This is a genomic window from Hymenobacter ginkgonis (assembly GCF_009755225.1).
GTDB classification, from domain to species: Bacteria; Bacteroidota; Bacteroidia; order Cytophagales; family Hymenobacteraceae; genus Hymenobacter; species Hymenobacter ginkgonis.
In genome coordinates, this window is record NZ_WQKZ01000001.1 from 574,521 (window position 1) to 586,207 (window position 11,687).

9 protein-coding genes are annotated in these 11,687 nt (G+C 61.4%); 2 read left to right on the forward strand and 7 right to left on the reverse strand.

All coding sequences use genetic code 11. The features are described from left to right. Nucleotides 1-46 precede the first annotated feature (46 nt). Nucleotides 47-1,021, forward strand: a complete 975-nt coding sequence (locus GO988_RS02215; protein WP_232341335.1) for a Gfo/Idh/MocA family oxidoreductase — start codon at nucleotides 47-49, stop codon at nucleotides 1,019-1,021. Nucleotides 1,022-1,194: 173 nt separating this feature from the next. Next, a complete protein-coding gene (locus GO988_RS02220) occupies nucleotides 1,195-2,850 on the forward strand; it encodes a Na+/H+ antiporter (RefSeq protein ID WP_198172471.1) in 1,656 nt (551 codons plus the stop codon). A gap of 9 nt (nucleotides 2,851-2,859) precedes the next feature. Here the strand turns inward: GO988_RS02220 and GO988_RS02225 are convergent, their stop codons facing one another. The 7 genes from GO988_RS02225 to GO988_RS02255 all read right to left on the reverse strand — a co-directional run bounded on the left by GO988_RS02225 (nucleotide 2,860) and on the right by GO988_RS02255 (nucleotide 11,631). After that, entirely contained in the window at nucleotides 2,860-4,926 is a 2,067-nt protein-coding gene (locus GO988_RS02225; RefSeq protein ID WP_157561900.1) for an alpha/beta hydrolase family protein, read from the reverse strand. A 92-nt stretch (nucleotides 4,927-5,018) separates the two neighbouring features. Next, a complete protein-coding gene (locus GO988_RS02230) occupies nucleotides 5,019-6,563 on the reverse strand; it encodes an aldehyde dehydrogenase family protein (protein ID WP_157561901.1) in 1,545 nt (514 codons plus the stop codon). A 116-nt stretch (nucleotides 6,564-6,679) separates the two neighbouring features. Next, nucleotides 6,680-7,702, reverse strand: coding sequence for a class 1 fructose-bisphosphatase (fbp, locus tag GO988_RS02235; protein WP_157561902.1), 1,023 nt, complete (start codon nucleotides 7,700-7,702; stop codon nucleotides 6,680-6,682). Between the two features lie 102 nt (nucleotides 7,703-7,804). Further along, entirely contained in the window at nucleotides 7,805-8,332 is a 528-nt protein-coding gene (locus tag GO988_RS02240; RefSeq protein WP_157561903.1) for a nuclear transport factor 2 family protein, read from the reverse strand. Nucleotides 8,333-8,345: 13 nt separating this feature from the next. Then, entirely contained in the window at nucleotides 8,346-9,719 is a 1,374-nt protein-coding gene (locus GO988_RS02245; RefSeq protein WP_157561904.1) for an MFS transporter, read from the reverse strand. Nucleotides 9,720-9,861: 142 nt separating this feature from the next. Then, a complete protein-coding gene (locus GO988_RS02250; RefSeq protein ID WP_157561905.1) occupies nucleotides 9,862-10,515 on the reverse strand; it encodes a beta/alpha barrel domain-containing protein in 654 nt (217 codons plus the stop codon). A gap of 102 nt (nucleotides 10,516-10,617) precedes the next feature. Next, the gene (locus tag GO988_RS02255) at nucleotides 10,618-11,631 is read right to left on the reverse strand and encodes a sugar kinase (protein WP_157561906.1); all 1,014 of its coding nucleotides are present in this window, start codon (nucleotides 11,629-11,631) and stop codon (nucleotides 10,618-10,620) included. Between the last annotated feature and the right edge of the window lie 56 nt (nucleotides 11,632-11,687).

The following is an 11,687-nucleotide window of genomic DNA, read 5'->3' on the forward strand; positions in this document are numbered from 1 at the left end:
TATTCCTAATATCTCCCCAATCCCTTCGGGTTTGCTGGCCTATGGTATGTCTGGCAAGCTTTTTCACGCGCCGTTCTTAGCGCAGCACCCCGGCTTCGAGTTGCGGTCGGTGGTAGAGCGCAGCCAGCAGCGCATGGCTGCCGACTACCCTGATATTACCAGCTACGCCAGTATTGAAGCCCTGCTCGCCGACCCGACCCTGGAACTAGTGGTGGTGAATACTCCAAACGATACGCACCACGACCTAGCCCGCCAAGCGCTACTCGCCGGCAAGCATGTATTGGTTGAGAAGCCAGTGGCTACGTCCGTGGCGCAGTGGCAGGAATTGTGCGACCTGGCCCGTCAACAAGGCCGCCGGCTGTTTGCCTATCAAAACCGCCGGTGGGATACCGATTTTTCGGCCGTGCGGCGGGTGGTGGAGAGCGGGCAGCTGGGCCAGCTTATCGAGGTGCATTTTCGGTTTGACCGCTACCGGCCAGTGCTGCACACTAAGGTGTTTAAGGAGGATGGCCGCCCCGGCTCGGGCTTGGTCTACGACCTTGGGCCGCACCTGCTCGACCAGGTAATCAGCTTATTCGGCCGGCCACTAGCAGTCGAAAAAACAATTGGTAGCTACCGCGCTGGCTCGCAGGTGCCAGACTTTTTCAACTTTCATCTGCGCTACCCCGCTGGGTTGAATGTGTGGCTAACGTCCAGCCTGCTCGTTGCCGACCCCGGCCCGGCTTTTATTCTGCACGGCACTCAGGGCAGCTACCGCAAGGAGCGTACCGACCCGCAGGAGGCGCAGCTACTAGCCGGCATGAAGCCCCTCGACCCCGCCTACGGCCGCGAGCAGCCCGGCGAGGAGGGCCGCCTTACCGTGGCCGAACCGAGCGGCACCCTCGCCACCACGCTTGATACCGCCGCGCCCGCCAGCTACATGGGTTTATTTGAAGCAGTGTACCAAGCCATTCGCCACGGCCAGCCCTACCCCATCAAAGAGGAAGAATTAACCTGGCAGCTGGAAATTATTGGCGAATAAGGCAAGCTACTAGTTTCATTACGGCTAGCTTAGCCTACTGCTGACTAGGGTCGAACTAGTGCCGTCACCCTGAGCAATTAGGCAAGAACAAGCGACTGAGGCATACCGGCTGGGCTGGCTTTGCGATAATGGGGGTTAGTTGCTTCTGCTGTGGGCCCCGTATAACGACCCCTATGGAGCACCTTTCTGTTGTTATTCTGCTCATGGCCTTGCTGGTAGGGCTGTCTGCTGTAGCGCCTAAGCTGAAGCTGCCCTACCCCGTGCTGCTAGTAGTAGCTGGGGGGCTGCTGGCTTTTGTGCCGGGCCTACCGGCGGTGAAGCTCGACCCCAACCTGGTATTTTTTATCTTCCTACCCCCCTTGCTGTACGAGGCGAGCTACAACACATCGTGGCACGAGTTTGTGGCCAATCGGCGGGCTATTTCGCTGCTGGCGGTGGGGCTGGTGCTGCTCACTACCACGCTGGTAGCAGCTTTGGCGCATTATTTTATTCCAGGATTTAGCTGGGCAATGGGCTTTGTGCTGGGTGCCATTGTGTCGCCGCCCGATGCCGTGGCCGCCACCAGCGTCACCAAGGGCCTGGGGCTGCCGCGCCGCATCACGAGTATTCTTGAGGGTGAAAGCTTGCTGAACGACGCCTCGGCGCTTATTGCCTACCGCTATGCCGTGGCGGCGGTAGTAAGTGGCACGTTTGGCCTGTGGGATGCGGGCTGGCACTTCTTGTGGGCGGCCGTGGGCGGGGCAGCCCTTGGGCTGGGGGTAGGGTACGTGGTGGTACGCATCCAAAATTTTCTCACCGATGCCACCCTCATTACGGCGCTCACATTTTTGCTGCCTTTTGGCGTGTACCTGGCCGCCGAGCACATCGGTGCCTCGGGCGTTTTGGCTGTGGTATTTATGGGCTTGATGATGAGCCGGCGCTCGCACGACATCTACGATAACCAGACGCGCTTGCTCAAGCACAGCTTCTGGAACGTGTTGGGTTTTCTACTCAATGGCTTGGTTTTTATCTTGATTGGCTTGCAGCTACGGGCTGTTTGGGCCGGGCTGGGGCCGGGGGCATTCTGGCCCACGCTGGGCTACGGGTTGCTGGTGAGCGTAGTAGCCATTGCTGTTCGGCTCGGCTGGGTATTTCCGGTTTCGTACCTGGGCCACTGGCTGGGGCGCTGGCTGGGCCGGCAAGAAACGCCGGCTCCGCGGCGCAATCTGTTCATCACTTCCTGGGCGGGTATGCGCGGGGTAGTGTCGTTGGCTACGGCGCTGGCCCTACCCCTGGTAGTGCGCGGGGGGCAGCCATTTCCACAACGCAATGTGCTGTTATCTATCACCTTCACTGTTATTTTGGTAACACTGGTGGTGCAGGGCCTGAGCCTGCCCTGGCTGGTGCGCCGCCTGGGCGTGCAGGAGTCGCCGGCCCAGCGCGCGGCTGAGGAGCAGGAGCTCCGGCTAGCCCTTACCAAGGATTCTCTGGCTTATATCGAAGGTCAAATTACCAGCACTGCCCCCGCCGCGCCCGACCCGAGTCTGCTGACGCTGCGCGAGGTGATGCGCCGCCAGGCCCGCCGCCTGCACGGCACCTTTGCCGCCAACGAAGCCACCGACCTGGATACGCCTTCGGCGGCTGAAACCGAAGCGGCCGCTTCGTTCGAGGGCTTATTGCGCTGCCGCCTCGACGTGACGGAGCACCAGCGCCGCATGCTAGTAAAACTGCACCGCACTGCTTCGTTCAGCGAAGAGGCCATCCGCCAAGTCGAACTAGAGCTGGACCGGTTTGAAATTGCGCTCGATAGCCAACTGGCTACCGTGGTGCAGCCCGAGGAGGCTAAGTAGCTATCGGCGCTACGGCAGCAGCCGGGAGCCCAGCGCCCGGCGCAGGTCGGCTACGTCGTAGTGCAGCAGCACGCCCGGCAGCACCGAGGAATAAGCATCTTTGGCGGCCGGATTTTCCAGGAAATAAGTGAATGAAGGCGGCCCGCCACTCACCTGCACCTGCTCAATCTGAGGGACGAATACGGGGGCAGTGCCGGGCGGCTGCGGCGCATCAGCAACCAGGGTATAGGGCTTTTTGGTCACCCGTGGGCTTAGCACGGCCGCATGCAGCGCTACCAGCGCCGCCGGGCCATCGGCCCGCAGCAGTAGTGGCAGCTGCCACAGCCGGTTATCGTTGCCAATAAAGCCAAGTAATACCTGCACATCGGTCACACGCTGCGCCAGTAGCGGGCGTCCGCTGTGCAGCGCCAAAAGTGCCGTGCGGTATTCTTGGTTGTAATACTTGGGGTCGTTGAAGGCCGCTGGGTCGGTGGTTTCGCCCAAGCCGCGCAAGTCGGCAAGGAGCACGGCTGCCCCCTGGCGCTGGTAGGCCGCTAGGCGGGCCGCGCTATCGCGTAGGGTGGCGGCCAAGCCCTGGCCGGGTAGCCACAGCACAAGGCGGGTAGGGGGGGTAGGGCCGGTGGGCAGCAGTAGCCGGGCCGCCAGCGGTGGCTCGCCTTGTTGGCGAAGGAGTATCCCCTGCCAGACTTGGCCATTGGGCAGGCGCAGGGTGTCGCGCACGGCAGTGGTCGTCGTGACGCCGCTCTTGCTGGTAATATTCAACTGGCGCAGCAGCACTGCCGCCAGCGCCTCGGGCGAGTAGGCGGGCCGGTGCTGGGTCAGCGACCGCGCCGCCGCGAGGTGGGTAGCGGCCAGGCTTTCCTCGTCTTTAAAGCTGGTGCTCACCTGCCCCGTAGTGGTGCAGCGCAAGGTGGCCTCGGGCAAGGAGAGGGGGGTAGGCTCCTCAAGCACCAGTGCCCCACCTACTCCCAGCCATTGCCGAAACCACGCCACCGCCGCCGCCCGCTTCGGCGCCGAAATGCCGTGGCCATCGTCGTAGGTAAAAATCGCTGCTTTGTCGGGCTGGCCCAGCGCCGCGTAGGCACGGCGGGTATCGGCAAAGGTGGCTTCCATGTCTGTCTGGTCCACAAAGTCGTAGCGGCCTGTGAGTAACAACAATGGCTTGGGGGCAAACATGATGGGCCAGTCGGCTACATCGAGGCCGGCCGCCCCGGCGCCGGGGAGCTGCACGCAGCCATCGGCCGGGCCGGTGAGGGTAAGGTTGCGCTCGCCGCTGGCTACGTAGCTGCACAGGGCTGCTACCTGCACCCGGTCGTCGTAACCCATGAAGTAGGCCGTTTGGGTGGCCCCGCCCGAATTGCCGAGGCAGCCTACGCGGGCGGCATCCACTTCGGGCCGCGTCAACAGGTAGTCGAGGCCCCGCACGTTGTCCCACAGTTCTTCGGCGGGGAGCGAGCGGCCCAGCAGCGCTGCTTCCGCGTTGAGCAAGGTGTGCTCGGTGGTGCCGCCGCGCGTTAGGGGCTGGCCGGCCGCATCGGTCAGCTGCATGCGCTCGCCCTGCGAAATAGGGTCAATCACCAGCACCACAAAGCCGTTGCGGGCAAACAGCCGGGCCGTCTGCTGGTACGAGGGGGTAGCCTTGCTCGTGTTCTCGTGCCCACAAAAAAGCAGCGCCGCCGGCCTGCGGCCCTTGCCCTCGGGCAGGTACAAATTGGCCGTTACGTGGTGGTGCGGCGTGCTTTCATAGCTAATTTTCTCAATCCGAAAACCGGCCTGCGCTACCGTGCCCATCACGCGTGCCCGCAGGGGCGTGCGCGTTGGCAGCGGCCCCAGCACCCTCCTGAACCGCGCCCGCGCCGAGTCGCGGTACGCCTGCGTGCCTGCTGCCGAAGTTAGACTCTTATCCAACTCGGCCCGCCGCGGTGCATACTGCTGGTGCACCTGTTGCAGCAGGTAGGTGGGCAGCGTCGCGGGTGCCTTCCAGTCGATGACGGGGGTAGGGAGCTTACCGGGTATAGCCTGCGCAGCAGCGCCCAACCGCAGCAATACCAGCGCGACAATCAGAATTTTATGCATGAATAAAGAGCAGATAGGCAATAAGTTGGGGCCGCCTTCCTAGTGGAAAACGGCCCCGCGTAACGTATTTCGTACCTCGCCTAGGTACTGGGCTAGGCGTGCTCTGGCAGCAGCACGGCGTCGGGGTAGTTGCCGAGTACCGGCTGCCCGGGCGAGCCCTGCGTCACGGCTTCCACCAGCAGCTTACCACCCACAAAGGCACCTTTCCACGACTCGCCCAGGCCACCGAATACTTCCTCCCGGTCGCCGCGCGAGCGCAATTTATTGATACCCACTTTGAAGGCGCGTAGCTCTTTGCTGGTACGGTTGGCCCACTTCTCATCGTCCGAGCCCAGGGCTGTTACCAGGGCGCCGTTCGAGATGTTCATCTCCCCCACCAATTCCTCCACGCGGTCTACAAGCACTACGCTGTCAATCGGGCCAAAAGGCTCCTTAAAGTACAGCTCGCTTTGGCGGGGCAGGCCCACCAGCGCACGCGGGGCGCGGTAAGCCGAGCGGTCTTGGCCGGGTAGAAACAGGCTGTCGTCGAGCTTGCCTTGGTAGAAGGGAATGGCGCCGGTTTTGCTGGCGTTTTCAAACAGCCGGTCCAAATCCTCCGCCTGGCGGGCATTAATGACGGGCCCAAATGCCAGGTCGGGCAGCGGGTCGCCGGCCTGGTCAACCAGGGTAGGGTTACCGATTTTGAGGCTGCCAATGGCCTTGGTGTACGTTTCCAAAAACTCCGGAAACAGCCGGCGCTCTACCACCCAGCGCACGTAGGCCGTGCAGCGCTGCTTGCCGTAGTCGTAGCCCTTTTTGAGTTGGTCGGCCAGCGAGTCCCACTGCGAATAATCCCAGATGCCGTAGGTATTCACGCCTTCCATTTCGAGCATGTAGCGCTTGTCGTTTTGCGAAAGCGCATCGGCGATGTTGCGGCCGTTGTAGCGCCCGCCCACAAAGCTCAGGCAATCCACGGCGGGGTCTTTCACCAGCACATCGCTCAGCTCGCCGCCGGGGCCGCTCACCAGCGTCACGGGCAGGCCGCAGCGGCGGGCAATGGCAAAGGTGAGGCTTAAAGAGATGAAGCCGCCATCAGTAGGAGTCTTGGCAATCACCGAGTTGCCGGCCAGCACTTGCACTAGCACCGCGTGCAACAGCACCGACATGGGGTAATTCCACGACGCAATGTTGCTCACCAAACCCAGCGGCTTGCGGTCGCCGAGTAGGCCTTCCATATTGTCGATGTACCACTGCACGCCCTCAATAGCACGGTCGATATCCGTAAAACCGAGCTTGTAAGTTTTGCCAATCTCCCAGATGAGCAGCTTGCCCACCAGCTCTACGTGCGGGCGCAGCTGGTTGAGGCAGTCCTGCACGCGGCGGCGCCGCTCCTGCAAATCAGTAGCGCCCCAGGCAGCGGCTTCGGCCTTGGCAGCGCGCACGGCGCGCAGGGCCTCGTCGTGCTTGAGCATGGGCAGCGACCCAATCTCAGAGCCGTCGATGGGCGAGTGAAACGCCCGGGGCTCGCCGGGCTCCTGCCAGCGGCCTTCAAGCAAGTTGAGGTAGCCACCGTTGGCGGCAAATATTTCGGGGGTAGCCTGCTTGATTTCACTCAGCAATGCGCTGAATTCCACCTGCGGCGAAACGATTTTAGGCATGTGAAGGGCGCGAAGCTTCCGCTTCGCGGGTCGGTGAAGAGAATAGCGCGATGAGGAGAAAAAGCAGGGGTAGGGCCGCGGCACCTTGGCACTGGGCCAAGTTTAGTGCCACGGAGCTACTCGGCCGCTACGACTTGCAGCTCGCGCACCAGCTCGGCCGAGCCCACAAACAGCGGCACGCGCTGGTGCAGGTCGGCGGTGGGCGGCACGTCGAGCACTTCATCGGCTCCAGTAACCGCCACGCCGCCGGCTTGTTCGCTCACAAAGGCAATGGGGTAGCATTCGTAGAGCAGGCGCAGCTTGCCGCTGGGCCACTGGCCGGTGGGGGGGTAGAGGTAAATGCCGCCCGTGAAGAGATTGCGGTGGTAGTCGGCCGCGAGCGAGCCCACGTAGCGGGCGCTCATGCGGCGCTCCTTGCACGTGGTGAGGAAGGTGCGCGCAAACTCCGGAAAATCAAACCAGTTGCCTTCGTTGCAGGAGAAAACCTCGCCCCGCGTCGGCATCGTCAGGCGGGGATGCGAAAGGAAAAACTCGCCCAAGCTCGGCTCATATGTAAAGCCCGCCACCCCGTGCCCGGTCGTGTACACGAGCATGGTGCTAGAGCCGTAGAGGATGTAGCCCGCGGCCACCTGCGCCCGCCCGCCCTGGGTAAAATCTTCGGCCCGCGCGGGCCCACCGTAGCGGCTCACGCGCCGGTAAATGCTGAAAATAGTGCCCGTGCTCACGTTAAAATCGAGGCTCACCGACCCGTTCAGCGGGTTGAGAGCCACCACATACTTGCCGTCGTGGTTGCCCGTGTCGATGATGTCGGCCCGGGCTTCGGACAGCACTGCGCAGCACTCGCGCCCATTGGTGAGCGCCCGCACGAAGCGGATGTGTGCTTCCTCGCCTAAGCGGTGGCGCGGGGCAGTTTGCTCGCCTTCGGGGCCCACCACGGCCGCAATGCCATTGAGACCAGCGCGGCTCACTTCGCGCACCATTATCTTGCTAGCCAAGGCAATATCGCGCAGCAGTTGCGACAACTCGCCGGTGGCAAATGGGAATTCGGCCTGCTTGCGCATGATGTAGCGCTCGAGCGTGGTGCCGACGGGGGTAGCAATATCGTCGTGGGAGGGCGGGATAGTAGCGGGTGCAGACATAGCAATCAGTTGTGAGTTAAGGTAGCATTACCCCTGCCTATCATTTCGTTACGAGTAACTCGAAGCACTAAAATGATAGGCAGGGACAGTTGTTCCTAAATGTTATTTGGCCGCCTCCGGTTGCTTCTGCGACTGCCAGAGCACGACTTGCCAGCCCTTTTGGGGGTCTTTAATCTGCACGGTCACGTACTTGAGATGCGCCACGTTGGGCGTGCCGTCGGGCTTATTAGGCTGGTAAATGATAATTTGGCCATTCACGGCGGCGGCCATGCCATTGTTGTACGCCCGCACGTTCAGGTTTTCCACCTCAATCTTATCGTACACGCTTTTACCCTCGCGGATGCTCTGCAAATACTCGGTTTTGTCGTTTTGCTTGCCGTTGGAGTGCGTATAGATGAGGTCGTCGGCGAAGGCTTTTTCTAGGAACGTAAAATCCTTGCTTACCTGGGCGGCGAAGCGCTGGCGCTCCAATTGCTCCACTTCTTTAGCCGCGGCAGCATTGCGCTGAGCGGGGCTGCTGCTTTGGGCCGGCAGTAGGGCCGTATTGTGGCGAGCCGCTTTCGGCGCTGCCTGGGCAAAAGTGAGCAGGGGTAGGGCCAGTAAAAAGGCTAGCGGGGTCAGTCGTTTCATGCAGGGGGTGGGGTTAGGAAACGGGGGTAGACGGCGTATTATCGTCGAGCTGAATGGGCTCCATGCGCGGCACCAGCGTGAACATCAGCACCCAAGCCACCAAATAGGCCGCGCCGCAGATGAAAAACATGATGTAGTAAGCCTTATCAAGCTGCCCAATGCTTTCGTAGTGCACAAACATGCGCTTCTGCACCAGCGCCGTGAGGGCAATGCCGCCTAGGCCGCCAGCCATGCCGCCAATGCCCGTTACCGAGGCCACTGCCCGCTTCGGAAACATATCCGACACCGTGGTGAAAATATTGGCGCTCCACGCTTGGTGCGCGGCGGCCGCAATACCAATTACCAGCACGGCCAGCCACATATTCATGCCGCCTAGCCACTGCGCAAACACGATTGGAAACACACAAAACGCGATGATGAGCATGGTCGTTTTGCGCGCCTGGAAGGCCGGCATGCCGCGCTTGATAAAGCCCAGCGGCAAGTAGCCGCCACCGATGCTGCCCACGCTCGACAAAATGTACACCGCCGCTACCGGCAAGGCAATGGCCGTGCCCTTGAGATGGTACTGCTTGCCCAAAAAGTCGGGCAACCAAAACAGGTAAAACCACCAGATGGGGTCCGTGATGAACTTACCCATCACGAAAGCCCAGGTTTGGCGGAAGCCCAGCAGCGTAGCCCAAGAGGTTTTAGGTTTTTCCTCCACTACGCTCTCGGCTGGTAAGCCAGCCGGAATGTCGGCGTTGATGTAGTCAAACTCGGCCTTACTCAGGCGCTTGCTATTAGAAGGCGTCTCGTAAACGAGCATCCACAGCAGTAGCCACACAAAGCCTAGAGCACCGGTGATGATGAAAGCCCACTGCCAGCCAATGGTTTCGGCGATGAGCGGCACCGTAAGCGGCGCCACAATGGCTCCCACGTTAGAACCCGAGTTGAAGATGCCCGTGGCCAACGCCCGCTCGCGCTGCGGAAACCACTCGGCGGTGGTTTTAATAGCCGCCGGGAAGTTGCCGGCCTCCGTAATGCCCAAAAAGCCGCGCGCAACGCCGAAGCCCAACGTGCTGCTAACCAGCGCATGGCCCATAGCTGCTACGCTCCACAGGGCCGTCGAGAGGGCGTAGCCCAGCTTGGTGCCCAGCTTATCAATGATGCGGCCTACCCCAAGCATGCCCACTGCATAAGCCAGCTTAAAGGCAATTTCAATGTTGGCGTAATCCCCCGAATTCCAGTGGAAGGCGGTTTCGAGGTACGGCTTCAGCAGCGAAATAACTGCCCGGTCGAGGTAGTTGATGGTGGTGGCAAAAAATACCAGCGAACAGATAGTCCAGCGGTACTTGCCCACGACCGGCGTGTCGGTGCCAGGCGGCGAGCTGCGAAGGGTGGGATTCATAGGAGGTAGCTAGTGAATTTTAGTGAAAAATGCCTGTCCTTGCGAGGAAGAACGACGAAGCAATTTTTCCTAGTCGTCGGTAAGCGTTTGTAAAGCTTTAAGGAAAATTGCTTCGTCGTTCCTCTGCGCAAGGACAATCACGCTACTTTCGGGCTTGCAAAAACTGCATGAGCGGCGCTACCCGGCCCGTAATAGTAGCGGCATCGCTGGCACCTTTAAAAAGCTGTGAGCCAATGCCGACCACGTTGATGCCCGCCTCCAGCCACTCGGTGAGGCTGGCTTCGGAGGGCTCGACGCCGCCCGTTACCATGAGCTTGGTGCTAGGCAGCGGCCCGCGGATAGCCTTGATGTAGCTGGGCCCCACCACATTGCCAGGGAATATTTTTACTAATTGCGCGCCAAGCTGCGTAGCGGCGTATATCTCGTTGAGCGTTTGAGCGCCCGGCACCCAGGCCACGTCGTGGCGCTGGCAGGCCGCGGCCACGTCGGCGGTAGTTACGGGCTGCACCACAAAGGCCGCACCGGCCGCAATGAAGCGCTCGGCATCGGCAGCGTTGTAGATGGTGCCGATGCCGAGCACCAGGTCGGGGCAATCAGTAGTGGTCAGCTTAGCCAGTTCTTGGAAAACCTCGAAGGCATTAGCTCCACGATTGGTAAACTCAAACACCCGGACGCCGCCCGCGTAGCAGGCCCGCACAATGGCTTGTGCGTAAGCTGCATCGGCATGGTAAAAGACCGGCACCAGCGGCGCTTGCAGCACGCGAGCGAGAACATCGGAAGAAGAAAGGCGGAACATAAGTAAAGCCCTACCCCCCGCCGCTACCCAAAAGGTAGGCAGCGGGGCCAGACAAGGCGTAAAGTAAAAAATAAGCCCCTGCCCGATAAGCAGGGGGTAGGGCTACCGCAGCAGGCGCCCCGTCAGGTTGCCCTGCATGAGGTGCTCAACTTCGGCCGGCGTCACCAGGTTGATGTCGCCGTGGATGGTGTGTTTCAGCGCTGAGGCGATGGTGGCAAACGAAAGGGCGTCTTCGCGGCGCTCGTACGTGCCCGAGCCGTAGATGAAGCCCGAGATAAACGAATCGCCCCCGCCAATGCGGTCCACCACCGGGGAAATGTCGTAGAAGGGCGTTTCAAAAAATTCGCCCGCATCCCAGAGCAGCCCGCAAATGCGCTCGTGCGAGGCACTTTGCGTTTGGCGGCGGGTAGCAATGACGCGCTTTATTTGCGGAAAGCGCTGCGTCAACTGCTCGCACATCGAGATAAAACCGTTGTCGGTACCCGCTTCGGCCTGAATACCAAACAGGTCTTCGGCGTCGCCTTCGGTGCATACTACCAGGTCGCAGCCAGCTACCAGGGCCGGCATCACATCCTGCGCTTTCTGGCCGTACTGCCACAGGTTGCGGCGGTAGTTCACATCGGCCGATACGGTGAGGCCCAAGCGCCGCGCCGCCGCAATGGCGTCGGCCGTAGCCTGGGCGGCGGCGGCCGAAATGGCGGGCGTAATGCCCGTCCAGTGCAGCCAGCCGGCATCTTTCAAAATCGTGTCCCAATCGAAAGCGGCCGGGTCGAGGTGCGCAAACGCCGACTCGGCGCGGTCGTACACAATGCGGCTGGGCCGCAGCGACGCGCCCACTTCTAGAAAGTACAGCCCCAGCCGGTGGCCTTCGGTAAATAGGCAGTGGGTGGTATCGACCCCGTAGCGGCGCAGGTGGTTGGCCGCTGCGTGGCCCAGTTCGTTGGCCGGAAAAGCGCTGACGTGGGCCGCGGGCACGCCCATTTGGGCGAGGGCAGCGGCTACGTTGGCGTCGCCGCCGCCGTAGGTTATTTCGAGGGTAGCGGTCTGCGGAAGCCGATAATTCAGCGGCGGCGAGAGCCGCATCATCACTTCGCCGAAGGTTACGACTTGCTTCATGGGGTAGGAACCAGAACCTGCGCACCGGCGCCACGTGGGCAAACTGGACGGTGAGC

Coding starts and splice junctions, on each gene's coding strand:
- GO988_RS02215 (WP_232341335.1), top strand. CDS start 47: ATGTCTGGCAAGCTTTTTCACGCGCCGTTCTTAGCGCAGCACCCCGGC.
- GO988_RS02220 (WP_198172471.1), top strand. CDS start 1,195: ATGGAGCACCTTTCTGTTGTTATTCTGCTCATGGCCTTGCTGGTAGGG.
- GO988_RS02225 (WP_157561900.1), bottom strand. CDS start 4,926: ATGCATAAAATTCTGATTGTCGCGCTGGTATTGCTGCGGTTGGGCGCT.
- GO988_RS02230 (WP_157561901.1), bottom strand. CDS start 6,563: ATGCCTAAAATCGTTTCGCCGCAGGTGGAATTCAGCGCATTGCTGAGT.
- fbp (WP_157561902.1), bottom strand. CDS start 7,702: ATGTCTGCACCCGCTACTATCCCGCCCTCCCACGACGATATTGCTACC.
- GO988_RS02240 (WP_157561903.1), bottom strand. CDS start 8,332: ATGAAACGACTGACCCCGCTAGCCTTTTTACTGGCCCTACCCCTGCTC.
- GO988_RS02245 (WP_157561904.1), bottom strand. CDS start 9,719: ATGAATCCCACCCTTCGCAGCTCGCCGCCTGGCACCGACACGCCGGTC.
- GO988_RS02250 (WP_157561905.1), bottom strand. CDS start 10,515: ATGTTCCGCCTTTCTTCTTCCGATGTTCTCGCTCGCGTGCTGCAAGCG.
- GO988_RS02255 (WP_157561906.1), bottom strand. CDS start 11,631: ATGAAGCAAGTCGTAACCTTCGGCGAAGTGATGATGCGGCTCTCGCCG.